This is a genomic window from Modestobacter sp. I12A-02662 (assembly GCF_041028325.1).
In the GTDB taxonomy this organism is placed as follows: Bacteria; Actinomycetota; Actinomycetes; order Mycobacteriales; family Geodermatophilaceae; genus Modestobacter.
This window is the reverse complement of the sequence record NZ_JABGDE010000005.1, coordinates 199,653-219,084: the sequence shown is the minus strand read 5'-3', so window position 1 is coordinate 219,084 and position 19,432 is coordinate 199,653. Positions and strand designations below refer to the sequence as shown.

18 protein-coding genes are annotated in these 19,432 nt (G+C 74.0%); 5 read left to right on the top strand and 13 right to left on the bottom strand.

The genetic code is table 11. From position 1 onward, the window contains the following. Positions 1-98: 98 nt before the first annotated feature. Positions 99-1,919, bottom strand: a complete 1,821-nt coding sequence (locus HL189_RS08575) for an ABC transporter ATP-binding protein (RefSeq protein ID WP_369133274.1) — start codon at positions 1,917-1,919, stop codon at positions 99-101. Further along, the gene (locus tag HL189_RS08570; RefSeq protein ID WP_369133273.1) at positions 1,916-3,721 is read right to left on the bottom strand and encodes an ABC transporter ATP-binding protein; all 1,806 of its coding nucleotides are present in this window, start codon (positions 3,719-3,721) and stop codon (positions 1,916-1,918) included. Before HL189_RS08570 ends, HL189_RS08575 begins: the two co-directional genes overlap by 4 nt. A 118-nt stretch (positions 3,722-3,839) precedes the next feature. Between HL189_RS08570 and HL189_RS08565 the strand changes: the two genes are divergently transcribed. Beyond that, positions 3,840-4,469 (top strand): TIGR03085 family metal-binding protein, encoded by a 630-nt coding sequence (locus tag HL189_RS08565; protein ID WP_369133272.1) that lies wholly within the window; start codon positions 3,840-3,842, stop codon positions 4,467-4,469. 12 nt (positions 4,470-4,481) lie between these two features. Here HL189_RS08565 and HL189_RS08560 read toward each other — a convergent pair whose 3' ends face one another. The 4 genes from HL189_RS08560 to priA all read right to left on the bottom strand — a co-directional run bounded on the left by HL189_RS08560 (position 4,482) and on the right by priA (position 7,020). Further along, the gene (locus tag HL189_RS08560) at positions 4,482-4,934 is read right to left on the bottom strand and encodes a cupin domain-containing protein (protein ID WP_369133271.1); all 453 of its coding nucleotides are present in this window, start codon (positions 4,932-4,934) and stop codon (positions 4,482-4,484) included. Between the two features lie 171 nt (positions 4,935-5,105). Continuing rightward, a complete protein-coding gene (gene hisF, locus HL189_RS08555; RefSeq protein WP_369133270.1) occupies positions 5,106-5,900 on the bottom strand; it encodes an imidazole glycerol phosphate synthase subunit HisF in 795 nt (264 codons plus the stop codon). Further along, positions 5,897-6,286 carry a RidA family protein gene (locus HL189_RS08550; RefSeq protein WP_369133269.1) on the bottom strand — a complete coding sequence of 130 codons (390 nt, stop codon included), beginning with the start codon at positions 6,284-6,286 and terminating at the stop codon, positions 5,897-5,899. The genes hisF and HL189_RS08550 overlap by 4 nt, the downstream gene beginning before the upstream one ends. Then, positions 6,283-7,020 carry a bifunctional 1-(5-phosphoribosyl)-5-((5-phosphoribosylamino)methylideneamino)imidazole-4-carboxamide isomerase/phosphoribosylanthranilate isomerase PriA gene (priA, locus tag HL189_RS08545; RefSeq protein ID WP_369133268.1) on the bottom strand — a complete coding sequence of 246 codons (738 nt, stop codon included), beginning with the start codon at positions 7,018-7,020 and terminating at the stop codon, positions 6,283-6,285. The genes HL189_RS08550 and priA overlap by 4 nt, the downstream gene beginning before the upstream one ends. 61 nt (positions 7,021-7,081) lie before the next feature. On the opposite strand from priA, the gene HL189_RS08540 reads away from it, so the two are divergent. Then, the gene (locus HL189_RS08540) at positions 7,082-7,693 is read left to right on the top strand and encodes a nitroreductase family protein (protein ID WP_369133267.1); all 612 of its coding nucleotides are present in this window, start codon (positions 7,082-7,084) and stop codon (positions 7,691-7,693) included. Positions 7,694-7,701: 8 nt separating this feature from the next. Beyond that, a complete protein-coding gene (locus HL189_RS08535; protein ID WP_369133266.1) occupies positions 7,702-8,466 on the top strand; it encodes an SDR family NAD(P)-dependent oxidoreductase in 765 nt (254 codons plus the stop codon). Position 8,467: 1 nt separating this feature from the next. Here the strand turns inward: HL189_RS08535 and hisH are convergent, their stop codons facing one another. Then, on the bottom strand, positions 8,468-9,109 hold the full coding sequence (gene hisH / locus HL189_RS08530; protein WP_369133265.1) for an imidazole glycerol phosphate synthase subunit HisH: 642 nt from the start codon (positions 9,107-9,109) through the stop codon (positions 8,468-8,470). A 138-nt stretch (positions 9,110-9,247) separates the two neighbouring features. Here hisH and HL189_RS08525 point away from each other — a divergent pair, with 138 nt between their 5' ends. Further along, positions 9,248-10,702, top strand: a complete 1,455-nt coding sequence (locus HL189_RS08525) for a SulP family inorganic anion transporter (protein ID WP_369133264.1) — start codon at positions 9,248-9,250, stop codon at positions 10,700-10,702. Between the two features lie 9 nt (positions 10,703-10,711). Here the strand turns inward: HL189_RS08525 and HL189_RS08520 are convergent, their stop codons facing one another. The 4 genes from HL189_RS08520 to hisD form a co-directional block, all read right to left on the bottom strand. Then, positions 10,712-10,888 (bottom strand): hypothetical protein, encoded by a 177-nt coding sequence (locus tag HL189_RS08520; RefSeq protein WP_369133263.1) that lies wholly within the window; start codon positions 10,886-10,888, stop codon positions 10,712-10,714. Between the two features lie 4 nt (positions 10,889-10,892). Beyond that, positions 10,893-11,489, bottom strand: coding sequence for an imidazoleglycerol-phosphate dehydratase HisB (gene hisB, locus HL189_RS08515; protein WP_369133262.1), 597 nt, complete (start codon positions 11,487-11,489; stop codon positions 10,893-10,895). A 4-nt stretch (positions 11,490-11,493) separates the two neighbouring features. After that, positions 11,494-12,600 (bottom strand): histidinol-phosphate transaminase, encoded by a 1,107-nt coding sequence (locus HL189_RS08510; RefSeq protein ID WP_369133261.1) that lies wholly within the window; start codon positions 12,598-12,600, stop codon positions 11,494-11,496. Between the two features lie 73 nt (positions 12,601-12,673). Then, on the bottom strand, positions 12,674-13,981 hold the full coding sequence (gene hisD, locus HL189_RS08505; RefSeq protein ID WP_369133260.1) for a histidinol dehydrogenase: 1,308 nt from the start codon (positions 13,979-13,981) through the stop codon (positions 12,674-12,676). Positions 13,982-14,073: 92 nt separating this feature from the next. Here hisD and HL189_RS08500 point away from each other — a divergent pair, with 92 nt between their 5' ends. Beyond that, a complete protein-coding gene (locus tag HL189_RS08500) occupies positions 14,074-14,958 on the top strand; it encodes an LON peptidase substrate-binding domain-containing protein (RefSeq protein ID WP_369133259.1) in 885 nt (294 codons plus the stop codon). Positions 14,959-15,015: 57 nt separating this feature from the next. Here the strand turns inward: HL189_RS08500 and HL189_RS08495 are convergent, their stop codons facing one another. Then, a complete protein-coding gene (locus HL189_RS08495; protein ID WP_369133258.1) occupies positions 15,016-15,675 on the bottom strand; it encodes a DUF2567 domain-containing protein in 660 nt (219 codons plus the stop codon). Positions 15,676-15,749: 74 nt separating this feature from the next. Beyond that, positions 15,750-19,319: a DNA polymerase III subunit alpha gene (gene dnaE, locus HL189_RS08490; protein ID WP_369133257.1), complete on the bottom strand. Its 3,570-nt coding sequence runs from the start codon at positions 19,317-19,319 to the stop codon at positions 15,750-15,752. Positions 19,320-19,432: the final 113 nt, after the last annotated feature.

Genomic DNA, 19,432 nt, shown 5'->3' with positions numbered 1-19,432 from the left:
CCCTCGACGCGCCGTCAGCCGACCCCGTCGCTCCGTCGGCTTCCGCGCGCCGGTCCGCTCCTCGCTCGCTGGCGCTCGCTGCGATGCTCCCGCCGCCGTCAGCCGACCGGGTCAGGCTCCGGCTGCCGCCCGGAGCTGCGCCGCCAGGAGGCGTGCAGCCGCGCGTACGGGCCGGGCGCGTCGACCAGGGCGGCGTGCGGGCCGCGCTGGACGACGCGGCCGGCGTCGACGACGAGCACCTCGTCGGCCCGCTCGGCCGTGGACAGGCGGTGGGCGATGGTGAGCGTGGTCCGGCCGTCGGTGAGGGTGTCCAGCGCGGAGGCCAGCCGCATCTCGGTGGCCGGGTCGACGGCGCTGGTGGCCTCGTCGAGGACCAGCAGGTCCGGATCGGCGACGTAGGCGCGGGCCACCGCGACGAGCTGCCGCTCCCCCGCCGACAGCGACTCGCCGCGCTGCCCTACCGGGGTGGCCACGCCCGCGGGCAGTCCCTCGACCCACGCCTCGAGCCCGAGCTCCGCGAAGGCCGCGACGACCTGGTCGTCGGTGAGCCCGGGGCGGCCGTAGCGGACGTTGTCGGCCACCGAGGCGTCGAACAGGAAGCCGTCCTGCGGCACCATCACGACCCGCTCCCGCAGCGAGGCGAACGCCACCTCGGCCAGCGGGACCCCGCCCAGCAGGACCCGGCCCTCCGTGGGGTCCATCAGCCGGGTGACCAGCTTGGCGAACGTCGTCTTCCCCGAGCCGGTCTCGCCGACGATCGCGACCCGGGTCCGGGCCGGGACGGTGAGGTCAACGTCGTCGAGGGCCTTCCGGCCGCCGGGGACGTAGCTGAACCCGACGTGCTCGAAGCGGACGTCGAGCGGCCCGGGCGGCAGGCTGCGGCCGGCCGCGGGGTCGCGGACGTCGGGTTCGGTGTCGAGCACGTCGAGGACGCGGCGGAACCCGGCGATCGCGTTCTGCGCCTCGTTGAGCACCTCGCTGGCGGTCTGCACCGGCGCGACGAACAGGGTGACCAGGAACAGGAAGGCCACCAGGGTGCCGGCGCTGATCTGGCCGCCGACGCCGAGGAGCACACCGACCACGACCACCGCGGCGTTGGCGATCGCGGCGACGAGCTCACCGCTGACGTAGACGCCGGCGGTGACCTTCTGGGCGTCGACGGAGGCCCGGTAGTGCCGGTCGATGGCGCGGTCGATGCGGGCCGCCGTCCGGGCGCGGATGCCGTAGGCCCGCACGGTCGGCGCGCCGACGACGGACTCCCCGACCGCGGCCAGCACGTCACCGACCCGCTCGCGGACGATCCCGTAGGCGTGCGCCAGCCGGCGGGCGAAGAAGCGGACCGCCACCCCGAGCGGGAGGAAGCAGACGAGCACGAGGAGGGTCAGCTGCCAGGAGTAGACCGCCATGACCACCGTGGCGACGACGAGCTGGCCGAGGCTGACCAGGCCGAGCACGCCGCCCCACTGCATGAAGACCGAGAGCTGGTCGACGTCGCTGGTGACCCGGCTGACGAGCGAGCCACGGCGCTGGCCCTGCTGGTGCAGCACCGACAGGTCGTGCACGTGCCGGAAGGCCCGCACCCGCAGCCCGGCGAGCGCGGTCTCGGTGGTGCGGAACAGCCGCACGTTCATCCGGTGGACCGCGACGCCGGTGAGGACCACGACCAGCGCGGAGCCGAGCACGAGCTCGCGGACGAGCGGGAGGTCCGGCCCACCCGGCCCGGCGAGCCCGCGGTCGAGGGTCTGCTGCACGGCGACCGGCACCACCACCCGGCCGGCGGTGGCGACGAGGGCGAGCAAGAAGGTCACCGGGAGGCCGGAGCGGAACTCGGGCATCATGCGCAGCCCGCGGCGCAGGGTGGCGAACGCGCCCTCGGGCCGGCGGTCGGCGGCGAGCAGCGGCTCCTCGGCGCGGCTCACGCCCGGGCCTCCGCCGGCTGCCGGTCCGGCGCGTCGGGCTCGGGCGGCTGGTAGGCGCGGACCAGCTGCGCGTAGCCGGGGACGCGGGCCAGCAGCTCGGCGTGGCTGCCCCGGTCGACCAGCCGGCCGTCCGCCAGCCACACCACCTCGTCGGCGAGGGCGATGGTGGCCTGCCGGTAGGCGACGACCACCACCGTGACCGGGCGGTCGGCGGCGCGGAGCGCGTCGAGGATGCGGGCCTCGACCGCCGGGTCGACGGCGCTGGTGGCGTCGTCGAGCACCAGCAGCCGGGGACGGCGGACGACGGCGCGCGCGAGGGCCAGGCGTTGCCGCTGGCCACCGGAGAGGCTCGCCCCGCGCTCGCCGACGCGGGTGTCCAGGCCTGCGGGCAGGCGGGCGACGAAGTCCTCGGCCGCGGCGATGCGCAGCGCCGCGTGGACCTGCTCGTCGTCGTAGGGGGCGCCGAGGGTGACGTTGTCGCGGACGGTGTCGTCGAAGAGGAACGTCGACTGGGCCACGAAGGCGACCTCGCTGCTGACCTCGCCCTCGCGCAGCCTGCGCAGGTCGACGCCGTCCAGCAGCACCTCGCCGGTCCGGGGGTCGACCAGCCGGACCAGCAGGCCGGCGAGGGTGGACTTCCCGGCGCCGGTGGGGCCGACGACGGCGAGGGTGCGCCCCGCGGCGACCTCGAACGTGACGCCCTGCAGGATCGACCTGGCGGCGCCGTCGTAGCCGAAGCCGACGTCCCGGAGCCCGAGCGCGGCGCCGCGCTGCCCGCCGGGGGCGGGGTCGGGGCCGTGCGCCGTCCGGCCGGTCGCCTCGAGCACCGGGGTGACCCGGTCGAACCCGGCCAGGGCGCGGGGCAGGTCGGCCAGCACCCAGCCGATGGCGCGGATGGGCAGCGCGAGCAGGGTGAACAGGTAGGCGATGGACACGAGCTCGCCGGCGGCGGTGGTGCCGGCGACGACGCGCTCGGCGCCGACCAGGAGGACGGCGAGGGTGCCCAGGCTGGGCAGCGCCTCCATGAGCGGGTCGAACAGGCCGCGGAGGCGCCCGACGGCGACGAGGCCGTCGCGCAGCTCGGTGGCGCGAGCGGCGAAGCGCGCGGTCTCGTCGGCCTCCCGGCCCAGGGTCTTGACGACCAGGGCGGCGTCGAAGCTCTCGTGCGCGATCTCGCTGACCTCGGCGCGGAGCTGCTGGGCGCGGGCCATCCGCGGCGACATGGCGCGGCTGTAGACGGCGTTGAGCACGAAGACCAGCGGGAACACGACGAAACCGACGACGGCGAGCAGCGGGTCGGTAAGCAGCAGGGCGACCACGGTCATGCCGATCATCACCACGGCGCCGCAGGCGAAGGGCAGCGGCGAGACGAAGAACCAGGCGGACTCGACGTCGGAGTTCGCGTTGGAGAGCAGCTGGCCGGTGGGGTGGCGCTGGTGCCAGGACAGCGGGAGCCGCAGGTACTGGCCGGTGACCCGGCGGCGGTAGTCGGCCTGGAGCCGGAAGCTCATGATGCCGGCGAACAGCCGCCGACCCAGGATCCCGACGATCTTGAGGACGGCCACGGCGAGGATGACCACCGCGGCCAGGGTGAGTGCGGCGGCGGTGGTGGCGCCCTCGTCGAAGGCGGGGAGGATCACCCGGTCGGTGACGCCGCCGATGACGTAGGCGCTGGCCACGGTCATGCCGCCGTACAGGCTGCTGCCGAGGAGGGCGAGGGCGAAGATGCCCGGTTGCTCGGCGATGGCCCGGCCGACGTGGCGGAGGCCGCGCCGGACCACGGCGTCGGAGCGGCGCGGCACGGGGTCCTCCTGTCGGGGGCGGGCGGTGTCGCGAGCGTACCCGCGCTCATTACCTGGCCTAACGGAATTTCCGTCCGGTGCGCGCTCGCCGGGGTCCGGGCTGGCATAGCCTCGGTGGATGCCCACCTCCACCGTCCCCGTCTCCCAGTCGGAACGGGCCGCGCTGGCCGAGCTGCTCGCCGAGCTCGGGCCCGACGCGCCGACCTGCTGCGAGGGGTGGACGACCAGGGACCTGGCGGCCCACCTCGTGGTGCGGGACCGGCGGCCGGACGCGATGCCCGGGTTCGCGCTCGGTGGCCCGCTGGCGAGGTGGACGGAGCAGGTGCACCAGCGCGCCCGCGGCGGCCGGGACTACCCGACCCTGGTGGCCGAGGTGCGCTCCGGGCCGCCGGCGTGGTTGTTCACCGCGTGGCCGGTGCTGGACCGGCTGCTGAACACCGTCGAGATGGTGGTCCACCACGAGGACGCGCGCCGCGCGCAGCCCGGGTGGGCGCCGCGGGAGCTGCCCACGTCGGTGCAGGACCAGCTGTGGACGGCGGTGCGCCTCCTGTCCCGGGGGAAGGACGCCGCGAAGACCGAGGGCGGCCTGCTGGTGCGGCGGAGCGACGTCCCCGACGGCGCGGAGGGCAGCGAGCGGCGCCTGCGGAAGGGCACGCCCACCACGACGGTCGTCGGGGCACCGCTGGAGATCCTGCTCTGGGTGAGCGGCCGGCAGGACGTCGCCTGCGTCGACCTCACCGTCGAGTAGACCGGCGCCGGGTCAGGACACCAGCCCGTGCCGCTCGACAAGGGCCCGGGTCCCCGCGGGATCTGCGTCGCACCGGTAGGGAGCCGCCATCTCCGCCAGCTCCTCCCCCGTCGGTGGCGCGGGGAGCCGGCCCAGCCAGCGGAAGAACTGCTCCAGCCCGGCCGGTGAGATGAGCTCGAGCACCGCGGCCGGCTCGTCCCCGGCGTTCCAGAACGTGTGCCACTGGTTCCGCGGCTTGAAGACCAGGTCACCAGGCTCGGCGACGACCTCGTCGTCCCCGAGGACCGCGCCGATGCGGCCGGAGAGGACGACGGTGTACTCGTCCTCCAGGTGGTGCCGGTGCAAGGGAGCGGCCAGCCCGTCGACCATGAAGCGGTCCCGCACCCCAGCGGGATCGCCCAGGACCTCACCGTCGGCCGCCCTGAGGATGCGCGGCGCCGACCCGACAGCCGACCGGTCGTCCATGGCATCTCCGGGATCGCGAGGAGTGCGCGCAGGCTACCGCCGCTGGCGGGAACGCCGGCTCCGCCGGGACGCCTCGGTCACCACGGCTCGATCAGCGGGAACAGCGCCTGTGGACAGCGGGGTCAGCGACGACGAGCACGGTGCAGAACCGCCGCAAGCGCTGCGGGCGACTCAGCTCAGCGGGTGGTCGGTCTCCTGCCGCACCGGCACGCCCGCGGCGGACAGCGCCTGCTTCACGTCCCCCACCCGCAGCTGGCCGAAGTGGAAGACGCTCGCCGCCAGCACCGCGTCCGCCCCCGCCTCGACCGCCGGCGGGAAGTGCTCGACGGCGCCTGCTCCCCCGCTGGCGATCAGCGGCACCGTCACCTCGCGGCGCACCGCGCGGATCAGCTCGGTGTCGAACCCGGCGCGGGTGCCGTCGGCGTCCATCGAGTTGAGCAGCACCTCGCCCACCCCCAGCTCGGCCGCCTGCACGACCCACTCGACGGCGTCCCGCCCGGTCCCCCGCCGCCCGCCGTGGGTGGTGATCTCGAAGCCCGAGTCGGTGACCGCGCCGTCGCGCACCCGGCGCGCGTCCAGCGACAGCACGAGGACCTGGTTGCCGAACCGGTCGGCGATCTCGGCGATCAGCTCCGGGCGCGCGACCGCGGCGGTGTTCACCGCGACCTTGTCAGCCCCGGCCCGCAGCAGGCGGTCGACGCCCTCGACGCTGCGCACCCCGCCGCCCACGGTCAGCGGGATGAACACGCTCTCGGCCGTTCGCCGGACGACGTCGTAGGTGGTCTCCCGGTTGCCGGAGCTCGCGGTGATGTCGAGGAAGGTCAGCTCGTCGGCGCCCTCGGCGTCGTAGACCCGGGCCATCTCCACCGGGTCACCGGCGTCGACCAGGTCGACGAAGTTGACGCCCTTCACCACGCGCCCGGCGTCGACGTCCAGGCACGGGATCACGCGGACCGCGAGGCTCATGCCGCACCCCGCACGGCGTCCGCCTCGACCTCGACCAGCATCGCCGGGTCGATCAGCGCGGCGACCTGCACCATCGCCGTCGCCGGCCGGACCCCGCCGAAGAACTCGCCGTGCACGCGGCCGACCTCCTCCCACCGACCGATGTCGGTCACGTACACCCGGGTGCGGACGACGTCGCCGAGGGCGAACCCGGCCGCCTCCAAGGCCCGCCGGACGCCGGTGAGCGCGACCCGGGTCTGCTCGGCGGCGTCGCCCGGGTGGACCACGGCGCCGTCGACGGTCGCCGTCGTCCCGCTCACCCAGGCGTTGTCCCCGTGCACGACGACCCGGCTGTAGCCGACGACGTCCTCCCAGGGAGCGCCGGAACCGATGCGCTGAGCGCTCATCCGGCAGCGACCTCCTCGGTGACCGCGAGCGCCTGCGGCAGCGTGAACGCGCCCGCGTACAGCGCCTTCCCGACGATCGCGCCCTCGACCCCGACCGCGCTCAGCCCGGCCAGCGCCCGGATGTCATCCAGGGAGCTCACCCCGCCCGACGCGACGACCGGCCGCGCGGTCGCGGCGCAGACCTCCCGCAGCAGGTCCAGGTTCGGGCCGCGCAGCGTGCCGTCCTTGGTGATGTCGGTGACCACGTAGCGGGCGCAGCCCTCGGCGTCCAGGCGCGCCAGCGTCTCGTACAGCTCGCCGCCCTCGCGGGTCCAGCCGCGGGCGGCCAGCCGGGTGCCCCGCACGTCGAGCCCGACGGCGATCCGGTCGCCGTGCTCGGCGATGGCCCGGGCGCACCACTCCGGCGACTCCAGCGCCGCGGTGCCCAGGTTCACCCGCCGGCAGCCGGTGGCCAGCGCGGCGGCCAGCGACGCGTCGTCCCGGATGCCGCCGGAGAGCTCCACGTCGACGTCGAGCTCCCCGACGACCTGCGCCAGCAGCTCCCGGTTGGAGCCGCGGCCGAAGGCCGCGTCCAGGTCGACCAGGTGCACCCACTCCGCCCCGTCGCGCTGCCACTGCAGGGCGGCCTCGAGCGGGTCGCCGTAGGAGGTCTCGCTGCCCGCCTCCCCCTGCACGAGACGGACGGCGAGGCCGTCGGCGACGTCGACGGCGGGGAGCAGCTGCAGCTTCGGCACGTGCACAGCGTAGGGATGCCCCCGGACGGTCCTGTCGGACCGCTGCGGCAGGGTGGGCCGCGTGGAGTTCCGTGAGGTGGTGCGCCGGCGGCGCATGGTGCGCGACTACGACCCCGACCGACCGGTTCCGCCCGAGGTGCGCGAGCGGCTGCTCGAGCACGCGATCCGCGCCCCGTCGGCCGGCTTCAGCCAGGGGTGGGCGTTCCTCGTCCTGGAGACGGCGGAGGAGCGGGACCGCTTCTGGACGGCGACCACCGGCGACGGCACGCCCGACGGCTGGCTCACCCGCATGCGCCGCGCTCCGCTGCTCGTGCTGCCGTTCAGCAGCAAGGACGCCTACCTCGACCGCTACGCCGAGCCGGACAAGGGGTGGACCGACCGCGACGAGGCCCGCTGGCCGGTGCCGTACTGGGACGTCGACGCCGGCATGGCGGCACTGCTCATGCTGCTGACCGCGGTCGACGAGGGGCTGGGCGCCTGCTTCTCCGGCGTGCCCCCGGAGCGCATCCCGGCGGTCCGCGAGGCGTTCGGCGTACCCGCGCAGTACCGCCCCGTCGGCTGCGTCTCGGTCGGCTACGCCGGCACCGAGGACCGGCGGTCGCCCTCGCTGCGGCGCGGCCGGCGCGGGGTGGACGAGGTGGTCCACCGCGGCGCCTGGGGCGCGACTGGTTGACTCCCGCCGTGACCGAGCAGACCGAGTCCCGCGCCGTCCTGGTGACCGGAGCCTCCCGCGGCATCGGCCGCGCCATCGCGCGCGCCTTCGCGGCCCAGGGCGACCGGGTCGCCGTCCACCACGGCAGCTCCCGGGACGCCGCCGAGCGGGTGGTCGCCGAGCTGGCGGGCGACGGGCACGTCGTCGTCCAGGCGGACATGGCCGACGCCGAGGCGGTGGGCCGCATGGTCGACGACGCCGCGGCCGCGCTGGGCGGGCTGCAGGTGCTGGTGAACAACGCCGGGGTCTTCACCGCCCACCCGCCGCTGACCACGTCGTGGGAGGACTGGCAGGAGCTCGTGACCCGCACGCTCGCGGTCAACCTGGTGGGCGCGATGCACGCCACCTTCCGGGCCGTGCCGCACCTGGTCGCCGCCGGTGGCGGCGCGGTGGTCAACGTCACGAGCCGGGGCGCCTTCCGCGGGGAGCCGAACACCCCGGCCTACGGCGCCTCCAAGGCCGGGCTCAACGCCTTCGGCCAGTCGATGGCGCAGGCCCTCGCCCCGCAGGGGATCACCGTCGGCAGCGTCGCGCCCGGCTTCGTGCAGACCGAGATGGCGCGGGAGGTCCTCGACGGCCCCTCCGGCGACGCGGTCCGGGCGCAGTCCCCCTACGGCCGGGTGGCCCGCCCGGAGGAGGTGGCCTCCGCCGTCCTCTGGCTGGCCTCACCCGGCGCCCGGTTCTCCACCGGCACGATCATCGACGTGAACGGCGCCAGCTACCTGCGCAGTTGACTCAGTCGAGCGTCTGCAGCCAGTTCGTCAGCAGCTGGGCGCCCGCGTCGCCGCTCTTCTCCGGGTGGAACTGGGTCGCCGACAGCGGCCCGTTCTCGACCCCGGCGACGAACCGGTCGCCGTGCTCGGCCCAGGTGACCGCCGGCGGGGTCAGCCGGCTGGGGACACCGCCCACCTCGGTGAGCGGGAAGCGGCGCACGCCGTAGGAGTGCACGAAGTAGAAGCGCTGCCCCTCCAGGCCGGCGAACAGCGTGGACCCCTCCGGTGAGTCGACGGTGTTCCAGCCCATGTGCGGCAGGACCGGCGCCTGCAGGGGCTCCACCACACCGGGCCACTCCCCGCAGCCCTCGGCGTCCTGGCCGTGCTCGACGCCGCGCTCGAACAGGATCTGCATGCCCACGCAGATGCCCAGCACCGGCCGTCCTCCGGCCAGCCGCCGGCCGATCACCTTCGGGCCGTCGACGGCGCGCAGCCCGTCCATGCAGGCCGCAAAGGCGCCCACGCCCGGGACCACCAGGCCGTCGGCCTCCATCGCCTCGTGCGGGTCGGCGGTCACCGTGACGTCCGCACCCACGCGGGACAGCGCCCGCTCGGCCGAGCGCAGGTTGCCCGACCCGTAGTCCAGCACGACGACCTTCTTCACAGTGCCCACGCTACCCATCAGCCAGCACGACCTCGGCTGTGTTCCCGATGACGCCGGAGGAACCTCACGTAACGGTAGGATCACCCCCCGAGCCCGCGACGCAGCGGTCGGAACCCAACTCCCCGGACGAACGGTGCCATGCCCGCTGCCCTGCCCCGCCCTGCCTGGCTCAGCCCCCGGACCGCGCGCACCGAGGTGCTCGCCGGTCTGGTCGTCGCCCTGGCCCTCATCCCCGAGGCGATCTCCTTCTCGGTCATCGCCGGCGTCGACCCGCGGGTCGGGCTGTTCGCCTCCTTCACCATGGCGGTCACCATCGCCTTCACCGGCGGACGGCCGGCCATGATCTCCGCCGCCACCGGCGCGGTCGCCCTGGTCGTCGCGCCGCTGGTCGCCGAGCACGGGCTGCAGCACCTGATCGCCGCGGTGCTCCTGGGCGGGCTCCTCCAGGTGGCGCTCGGGCTGCTCGGCGTCGCGAAGGTCATGCGCTTCGTGCCGCGCAGCGTGATGGTCGGGTTCGTCAACGCCCTCGCCATCCTGATCTTCGCCGCCCAGTTGCCGCAGCTCACCGGCGTCCCGTGGGCCGTCTACCCGCTCGCCGCGGCCGGGCTGGCGATCATCTTCCTGCTGCCCCGGCTCACCACCGCCGTCCCGGCGCCGCTGGTGGCGATCGTCGTCCTGACCATCCTGACGGTCACGGCGGGCATCGCCGTCCCGACCGTGGGCGACCAGGGCGACCTGCCCGGCAGCCTGCCCACCCCCGGTCTCCCCGACGTGCCGTTCACCTGGGACACCCTGTCGGTGATCGCCCCCTACGCGCTGGCCATCGCGCTGGTGGGGCTGATGGAGTCGCTGATGACGGCCAAGCTCGTCGACGAGATCACCGACACCCCGTCCAGCAAGACCCGGGAGTCGGTCGGCCAGGGGATCGCGAACCTGGTGACCGGGTTCTCCGGCGGCATGGGCGGCTGCGCGATGATCGGCCAGACCATGATCAACGTCCGGTCGGGCGCGCGGACCCGGCTGTCGACCTTCCTCGCCGGGGTCTTCCTGCTGGTCCTCGTGCTCGCGCTGGGCCCGGTCGTCGCGGTGATCCCGATGGCGGCGCTCGTCGCGGTCATGGTCTTCGTCTCGATCGCGACCTTCGACTGGCACAGCCTGCGCACCCTGCGCCGGATGCCGCGCAGCGAGACCGCCGTCATGCTCGCCACCGTCGCCGTCGTGCTGGCCACGGACAACCTGGCGATCGGGGTGGGCGTCGGCGTCCTGGTCGCCTGCGTGCTGTTCGCCCGGCGGGTCGCCCACCTGGTCACCGTCACGCCCACCGCCGGCCCCGACGGCGAGCGGGTCTACGCCGTCCACGGCGCGCTGTTCTTCGCCTCGACCAACGACATGCTCGGCCATTTCGACTACGCCGGGGACCCCGACCGCGTGGTCGTGGACCTCTCCGGCGCGCACATCTGGGACGCCTCGTCGGTCGCCGTCCTGGACGCGATCGAGCACAAGTACGCCACCCGCGGGAAGACCGTGGAGATCACCGGGCTCACCGACACGACCGGGCACTACCACCAGCGGCTGGCCGGCCGGCTCGGCTGAGGCCAGCCCCTACACCAGGCGGAGGATCCCGGCGCCGGTCGCCAGCAGGGCGGCGACCAGGAGGACGACGGCGAACGCCACCTGCACGGCGGTGCGGCCCTTCACGTCGGAGTCGGCCCGGAAGATGCTGTAGGCACCGCCGAGCAGGAAGCCCCCGACCACCAGGAGCATGATCCCGAAGGTCATCCGGTCACAGCGCGCCCTTGGTCGAGGGGACGTCGGTCACCCGCGGGTCCAGCGCGACGGCGGCGCGCAGCGCCCGGGCCAACGCCTTGAACTGGCCCTCCACGATGTGGTGGGCGTCCCGGCCGGCGTAGAGCACCCGGACGTGCAGGGTGATCCGCGCGTTGAACGCGAAGGACTCCAGCACGTGCTTGGTCAGGCTGGTCGGGTAGTCCGGCCCGATCATCGGCGTCATGTCCGCGGGCTCGGCGTGCACGAAGTAGGGGCGCCCGGAGAGGTCGACCGCCGCCTGGACGAGCACCTCGTCCATCGGGATCGTGGCGTCGCCGTAGCGGGTGATGCCCCGCTTGTCGCCCAGCGCCTCGGCGAAGGCGACGCCCAGCGCGATCGCGACGTCCTCGACGGTGTGGTGCGCGTCGATGTGCAGGTCGCCCTCGGCGTGCACCGTCAGGTCGATGCCGCTGTGCTTGGACAGCGCGGTGAGCATGTGGTCGTAGAACCCGACCCCGGTGGCGACGTCGGACTTCCCGGTGCCGTCCAGGTCCAGTTCGACCACCAGCTTGGTCTCGTTCGTCGTGCGCTCGACGCGGGCGGTGCGGCTCATGGGTTCAGTCTCCCAGGCGGTGGGTCGGGGCCACCTCACCCAGGGCGGTGAGGAACGCGTCGGTCTCCTCCGGGGTGCCGGCGGTCACCCGCAGCCAGCCGGGCAGGCCGACGTCGCGCACGAGGACGTCGCGGTCCAGCAGCGCCTGCCACGCCGCCGCCGAGTCGGCGAAGTGCCCGAACAGCACGAAGTTCGCGTCGCTCGGGACGCTGGTCAGGCCCATGGCGGGCAGCGCGGCGACGATCCGGTCGCGCTGGGCCTTCACCGCCTCGACGGTGGCCAGCAGCTGCTCGGTGTGCGCGAGGGCGGCCCGGGCGGCGGCCTGGGTGAGCGCGCTGAGGTGGTACGGCAGCCGCACCAGCTGCAGCGCGTCGACGACCGCGGGGTCCGCGGCCAGGTAGCCCAGCCGCAGGCCGGCCATGCCGAAGGCCTTGCTCATGGTGCGGCTGACCAGCAGCCGTGGCCGGCCGGGCAGCAGGGTGAGCGCCGACGGCGTGCCGGTCCGGGCGAACTCGGTGTACGCCTCGTCGACCACGAGCACCCCGGTGCAGGCCTCGTACAGCGCCGCGATGGTCTCCAGCTCGACGGCCGTGCCGGTCGGGTTGTTGGGGCTGGTGACGAACGTGACGTCGGGCTGCACCGCGCGCACCTGGGCCACGGCGGCCTGCGGGTCGATGGTGAAGTCGTCCCGGCGGTGCCCGTCGACCCAGCCGGCGCCGGTGCCCGCGCTGATGATCGGGTGCATCGAGTAGGACGGCGTGAAGCCCAGCGCCGTCCGCCCGGCCCCGCCGAACGCCTGCAGGACCTGCTGCAGCACCTCGTTGGAGCCGTTGGCCGCCCACACCTGCGCCGGCTCCACCGACGCGCCGCCGGTGCGGGACAGGTAGGCCGCCAGGTCGGTGCGCAGCGCGGTGGCGTCCCGGTCCGGGTAGCGGTTCAGCACCCGGGCGGCCTCGGCGAGCGCCACCTGCAGGTCGGCCAGCAGCGCCTCGGGCAGCGGGTGCGGGTTCTCGTTGGTGTTGAGCGCGTACCGGACGGCGAGCTGCGGAGCGCCGTAGGGCGTGCGCCCGCGCAGCTCCGGCCGCAGCGGGAGCTCCTCCAGGGGCGTCACGCGACTCCCTCGCTGGCGCTCGGACGTCGCGTGCCGAGACGTGCTGTGCTCATGCGTGACCTCGCGACCTCGGTCACGAGGCCGGCTGCCGAGCCCGGACGGCGGCCGCGTGCGCGGGCAGGTCCTCGGCGTTCGCGAGGGCGTCGATGTGCCCGGCGACCTCGGCGAGCGCCCGCTCGTCGTACTCCACCACGTGGATGCCCCGCAGGAAGGTCTGCACGCTGAGCCCGCTCGAGTGCCGCGCGCACCCACCGGTGGGCAGCACGTGGTTCGAGCCGGCCGCGTAGTCGCCCAGCGAGACCGGGGACCACGGGCCGACGAAAACCGCACCGGCGTTGCGCACCCGCATCGCCACCTCCCGGGCATCCCGGGTCTGGATCTCCAGGTGCTCGGCGGCGTAGGCGTCCACCACGGCCAGCCCGGCGGCCAGGTCGTCGACCAGGACGATCCCAGACTGGCTGCCGTCCAGGGCGGTGGCGATCCGGTCGCTGTGCTTGGTGGCCGCCACCTGGCCCGGCAGCAGGTCGACGACGGCGTCGGCCAGCCGCTCGCTGGTGGTGACCAGCACCGCCCCGGCCAGCGGGTCGTGCTCGGCCTGGCTGACCAGGTCGGCCGCGACGTGCACCGGGTCGGCGGTGTCGTCGGCGAGGACGGCGACCTCGGTGGGGCCCGCCTCGGAGTCGATGCCGATCAGCCCGCGCAGCAGCCGCTTCGCCGCGGTCGTGTAGACGTTGCCCGGGCCGGTGACCAGGTCCACCGGCTCGCAGGAACCGGCGCCGTAGCCGAAGACGGCGATCGCCTGCGCTCCGCCGACCGCGTAGACCTCGGTGACCCCGAGCAGCGCGCAGGCGGCGAGCACCCCGGGATCGGGCAGGCCGCCGTGGTCGCGCTGCGGCGGGGTGGCCACCGCGATCGACTGCACACCGGCGATCTGCGCGGGCACGACGTTCATCACCACCGAGCTCAGCAGCGGCGCCAGACCACCGGGCACGTACAGCCCGACCCGGCGGACCGGCACCCACCGCTCGGTCACCGTGCCCCCGGGCACCACGTCGGTGGTGACGTCGGTGCGCCGCTGGTCGGCGTGCACCTTCCGGACCCGGGCGATCGACTCCTCCAGCGCCGCGCGCAGCGGGGGGTCGATCCCGGCCAGCGCCTCGTCCAGCGCCGACCGCGGGACGGCGAAGTCCTCCCGGTCGACGCCGTCGAGCCGGGCGGTGATCTCGCGGACGGCCTGCGCGCCGCGCAGCCGGACGTCCTCGCAGATCGGCCGCACCGTGGCCAGGACCGAGTCGATGTCGGTGGCCGCGCGGGGCAGCAGATGGGCCAGCTCACCCGGTCCGGGCAGAGCGGACCCACGCAGGTCGATGCGGGCGAGCACGGAGCACCTCCAGGAACGGACGACCCGTCCAGGGTAGTCGGGGCACCGCCGGCACCCGGTGGCCACGGTCGGCTGGCCCTAGGCTCCGGGACGTGGCCGACGCCGAGGACCCACCGGAGGTCATCCCGCTGTTCCCGCTCGGCACACCGCTGTTCCCCGGCGTCGTCCTGCCGCTGCAGGTCTTCGAGCCGCGCTACCGCACCCTGGTCGCCGAGCTCTGCGCGCTGCCCGACGGCCCCGGGCGGCGCTTCGGTGTGGTCGCGATCCGGCAGGGCTGGGAGGTCGAGCAGGTCGCTCCCGCCGCGGCGCTGTACGACGTCGGCTGCACCGCCGTGCTGCGGGTGGTGGCGCCGCGCGCCGACGGCGGCTTCCGGGTGGTGACCGTGGGCGCCGACCGGTTCCGCCTGCTGGAGGTGCTCGTGCCCGACGGGGAGGAGGACCCGCCGTACCTGCGGGCCCGGGTGGAGTGGCTCGGCGACGAGGAGGCGGCCGAGGAGGCCGCCGGGGACGCCGACGGGCTGGTGCCCGCGGGCGGAGCGGCGGGCACCGTCCCCGAGGAGGTCGTCACCGAGGTCGCCCGGGCCTCGCTGGAGGTGCTCACCGCCAACGTCCGCGAGCTGTTCGCCCGCTACGTCGCCGCGGTGGCGGCCCGCCAGACCGGCGGTGACCCGGGCACGCTGCCCGAGGAGGTCCTGGAGGCGCTGGAACCGGACTCCGCCGACGACGGTCAGGCCGCCGACGACACGGCGGAGCTGCTGCGGGAGGTGAGCGACGACGCGCGCGGTCTGTCCTACCTGGTGGCCTCCGCGGCGATGCTCACCACCGAGGACCGCCAGGCGCTGCTCGCCGAGTCCGCGACCCGGCGGCGGCTGGCGCTGGAGTCCCGGCTGCTCCGCCGCGAGCTGACCCTGCTCGAGACGATCGGCGCGGTGCCGGTGCCGCTGGCCCAGCTCGGCGCCACGATGACCCAGAACTGAGGAAGGACCCCCTCCTCCCCACCGCTCGCCAGCTCGGGGCGGTGCCCTGGAGGGGGCCTAGCTTCGGGGGACCGGTGGGGGGACCGGCGGGAGCGGCAGCGCCGACGGGCGCTCGGCGACCGGCTCCGCCTCGTCCGGGCGGCCGAGGTCCTCCTCGGTGGTCAGCGAGGCCGCGACCAGGTAGGTGAGGACGGCGACGAACGGGCCCACCGCGAGGGCGGCCGAGGCCCCCAGGCCCAGGCCCGTGGTGACGGTCGCGCCCACCTCGGACAGCTCCTGCTCGGTCGGCCCGGCGCCCAGCCACTCCCCCAGCTGCCACGCGACCACGCCGGCGGCGAGCATCCCGGTGGCCAGGGCGGTGAGCACCAGCGGGCCGCGCCACCGGCGCACCAGCCACACCGCCGCGCCCGCGACCAGGCCGAGCCCGGCCAGCACGCAGATGAAGACGCCGTCGTCGGCCATGAACAGCTCCGCCGAGGGCGCGCCGTCCACCGGCACCACGTCGTCCGCGGTGACCCGGTACTCGGCCCGCGGGGCCAGCCACAGCCACAGCCCGCCGGCGAGCAGCCCGGAGGTGGCCAGCGCCAGGACGGTGAGCAGCGCCGGGCGCAGGTCGGCCCGGGCGTCCCGCAGGCCGGCAGCGCGCGCCGGCCGGGCGGCCAGGCCCCCGGCTCCGGGGGCCACGGGCAGCGGCCCGGTCGACGTCGAGGAGTGCACGTGGCCATTCTCGCTGGGCACGCTGTGCGGCATGCGACCCGCCGGCCCCCCGCAGGAGGGCAGGGGGTCCTCTCTCACAGCAGGGCGACGCTGGTGGGCCCGAGCAGCGCCTTGATGTCGCCCATCAGCGCCGTGCTCGGCCGGACCCGCAGGCCCTGGTCGAGCCGCAGCACCGTCTCCCGGCCGCCGTTGAGCAGCTTCAGCTGCACCTCGGTCGTGCCGGGGTGGCTGCCGAGCACCTCCCGCAGCCGCTCCACCACCGGCGGCGTGCACCGGGCGGCGGGCATGGACACCAGCACCGGCCCGCGCGGGCCCTCGGTCAGCTCGGGGATGGTGACCTCGGAGCCGAAGAGCGAGGGGGTGTCGTCGCGCCGGCTGATGCGCCCCTTCACCACGACGATCTGGTCGCGGACCACCTTGTCCGACACCTGGACCCAGGTCTTGGGGAAGAAGAGCACCTCCAGGCCGGCCTCGAGGTCCTCGATGGTCGCGATCGCCCACGGGGCGCCCTGCTTGTTGGTGCGCGGGCTGACCGCGGTGAGGATCCCGGCGACGGTGACGTTGGCGCCGTCCTCGACCCCGCCGGCGATGATCTCGGCCAGCGCCGTGTCGGCGTGCGAGGTGAGCACGTGCTCCACGCCGTGCAGCGGGTGGTCGGACACGTAGAGGCCCAGCATGTCGCGCTCGAAGACCAGCCGCTCGGACTTCGACCAGTCGGCGGTCGGGATCGGGATGTCCAGCGCGGCGCTGAGCGGGTCGCCGAGGGCCGCGGAGCCGTCGTCCTCACCGAAGCCGCCGAACAGGTCGAACTGCCCCTCGGCCTCCTTCCGCTTGAGGCTCATCGCCGAGTCGACTGCCTGGGCGTGGATCGCGGCGATGCCCTGCCGCGAGTGGCCCAGGGAGTCGAACCCGCCCGCCTTGGCGAGGGACTCGATGACCTTCTTGTTGCAGGCCACCGTGTCGATCTTGCGCATGAAGTCGGCGAAGTCCTTGAACGCGCCCTTCTCCTCGCGCGCCTTGACGATCGACTCCACGACGTTGTGCCCGACGTTGCGCACCGAGGCCAGGCCGAAGCGGATGTCGTTGCCGACGGCGGTGAAGTCCCAGGAGGACTGGTTGACGTCCGGCGGGAGCACCTTGATGCCCATCCGCCGGCACTCGGCCAGGTAGACCGGCCGGCGGTCCTTGTCGTCACCGACGCTGGTCAGCAGCCCGGCCATGTACTCGGCCGGGTAGTTCGCCTTCAGGTAGGCGGTCCAGTAGGAGACCAGCCCGTACGCGGCCGAGTGCGCCTTGTTGAAGGCGTAGTCGGCGAAGGGCACCAGGATGTCCCAGAGCGTCTTCACCGCCGCGGCGGAGAAGCCGTTGGCCTTCATGCCGGCCTCGAAGCCGACGTACTCGGCGTCCAGGACGGACTTCTTCTTCTTGCCCATCGCCCGGCGCAGCAGGTCGGCCTTGCCGAGGGAGTACCCGGCGACCTTCTGCGCGATCGCCATGACCTGCTCCTGGTACACGATCAGGCCGTAGGTGCCACCGAGGATCTCCTCCAGCGGCTCGGCCAGCTCCGGGTGGATCGGGGTGATCTCCTGCTGGCCGTTCTTGCGCAGCGCGTAGTTGGTGTGCGAGTTGGCGCCCATCGGGCCGGGCCGGTAGAGCGCGCCGACGGCGGAGATGTCCTCGAAGTTGTCCGGGCGCATCAGCCGCAGCAGCGAGCGCATCGGGCCGCCGTCGAACTGGAAGACACCCAGGGTCTCCCCGCGGGACAGCAGGTCGTAGGTGGCCGGGTCGGTGAGGTCCTTGCTGATCTCGTCGAGGTCGACCGGGGCCTTGCCGTTGATCACGATGTTGCGCAGCGCGTCGTCGATGACCGTGAGGTTGCGCAGGCCCAGGAAGTCCATCTTGAGCAGGCCGAGCGTCTCGCAGGTCGGGTAGTCGAACTGCGTGATGATCGCGCCGTCGGCCTCGCGCCGCATGATCGGGATGCTGTCGATCAGCGGGTAGCGGCCGATGATGACGCCGGCCGCGTGCACGCCCCACTGGCGCTTCAGGCCCTCGAGCTTGCGGGCCTGGTCGACGACCTCGGCCGCGCCCGGGTCGGACTCGTAGCGGGCCCGGAACTCCGCCGCCTCCTTGTAGCGGTCGTGCTTGGGGTCGAAGATCCCCGACAGCGGGATGTCCTTGCCCATCACGCCCGGCGGCATCAGCTTGGTCAGCTCGTCGCCGACCGAGTAGGGCCGGTCCAGCACCCGGGCGGCGTCCTTGATCGCGGCCTTGGCCTTGATCGTGCCGTAGGTGACGATCTGGCTGACCCGCTCCTCGCCGTACTTGCGCGAGACGTACTGGATGACCTCACCGCGGCGGCGGTCGTCGAAGTCGATGTCGACGTCGGGCATCGAGACGCGCTCGGGGTTGAGGAACCGCTCGAAGATCAGCCCGTGCGCCAGCGGGTCGAGGTCGGTGATGCCCATGGCGTAGGCGGCCAGCGAGCCCGCGGCCGAGCCACGGCCCGGCCCGACCCGGATGCCGTTGTCCTTCGCCCAGTTGATGAAGTCGGCGACCACGAGGAAGTACCCCGGGAAGCCCATCTGGGTGATGATCCCGACCTCGTAGTCGGCCTGCTTGCGCACGTGGTCGGGGATGCCGCCCGGCCAGCGCTTGTGCAGCCCGCGCTCGACCTCCTTGACGAACCAGGAGGTCTCGTCCTCGCCCTCGGGCAGCGGGAAGCGGGGCATCAGGTCCGCGCCCTCGGTGAACTCGATCTCGCACTGCTCGGCGATCAGCAGGGTGTTGTCGCAGGCCTGCGGCAGCTCGGTGAACAGCGCGCGCATCTCCGCGGCGGACTTCAGGTAGTAGCCGTCGCCGTTGAACTTGAAGCGGTTGGGCTCGTTGAGCCGCGACCCGGTCTGGATGCACAGCAGCGCGTCGTGCGCGTCGGCGTCCTCGCGGCGGGTGTAGTGCAGGTCGTTGGTGGCCAGCAGCGGGATCCCGAGCTCGTCGGCGATCTGCAGCAGCTGCGGGCGGGTCTTCTTCTCGATCGACAGCCCGTGGTCCATCAGCTCGGCGTAGAAGTTCTCCTTGCCGAAGATGTCCTGGAAGTCGGCGGCCGCCTGGCGCGCCCGGTCGACCTTGCCGGCCCGCAACCACATGTTGACCTCACCGGAGGGGCAGCCGGTGGTCGCGATCAGGCCCGTGCCGTACTTCTCCAGCAGGTCGCGGTCGAAGCGCGGCTTGCGGTACTGGCCCTCGAGGCTGGCCAGCGAGGAGATTCGGAAGAGGTTGTGCATCCCCTCGGTGGTGCGGGCCAGCAGCGTCATGTGGGTGTACGCGGCCTTGCCGCGCGAGGACCCACCCTCGCCGTCCTCGTCGATGAGGTTGTCGCCGAAGTCGAACGGCGCCCGGTCGAACCGGGAGCCGGGCGTGTAATAGCCCTCCATCCCGACGATCGGCTTCACGCCGGCGGCCTTGGCCTGCTTGTAGAAGTCGTAGGCGCCGAACACGTTGCCGTGGTCGGTCATCGCCAGCGCCGGCATGCCCTCCTCGGCGGCGGCCCGGGTGAGCTCACCGAGCTTCGCGGCCCCGTCGAGCATCGAGTACTCGGTGTGCGTGTGCAGGTGCACGAACGAGTCTGCTGCGGGGGTGCTCACGGTGCGGGGTGCTCCTCACGGGTCGTGCAGCCGCCTGGCACCGGGGGTGCACAGGGGCGGCGGGTCCTGCTGGGTGACCGGCGGGGAAGGCCGTTCAGCGCGACTGCTCGGCA

What these genes read in the sequence shown, in the direction of transcription:
- HL189_RS08565 (WP_369133272.1), top strand. Translation starts at nt 3,840, where the DNA reads ATGCCCACCTCCACCGTCCCCGTCTCCCAGTCGGAACGGGCCGCGCTG.
- HL189_RS08560 (WP_369133271.1), bottom strand. Translation starts at nt 4,934, where the DNA reads ATGGACGACCGGTCGGCTGTCGGGTCGGCGCCGCGCATCCTCAGGGCG.
- hisF (WP_369133270.1), bottom strand. Translation starts at nt 5,900, where the DNA reads ATGAGCCTCGCGGTCCGCGTGATCCCGTGCCTGGACGTCGACGCCGGG.
- HL189_RS08550 (WP_369133269.1), bottom strand. Translation starts at nt 6,286, where the DNA reads ATGAGCGCTCAGCGCATCGGTTCCGGCGCTCCCTGGGAGGACGTCGTC.
- HL189_RS08525 (WP_369133264.1), top strand. Translation starts at nt 9,248, where the DNA reads ATGCCCGCTGCCCTGCCCCGCCCTGCCTGGCTCAGCCCCCGGACCGCG.
- HL189_RS08520 (WP_369133263.1), bottom strand. Translation starts at nt 10,888, where the DNA reads ATGACCTTCGGGATCATGCTCCTGGTGGTCGGGGGCTTCCTGCTCGGC.
- hisB (WP_369133262.1), bottom strand. Translation starts at nt 11,489, where the DNA reads ATGAGCCGCACCGCCCGCGTCGAGCGCACGACGAACGAGACCAAGCTG.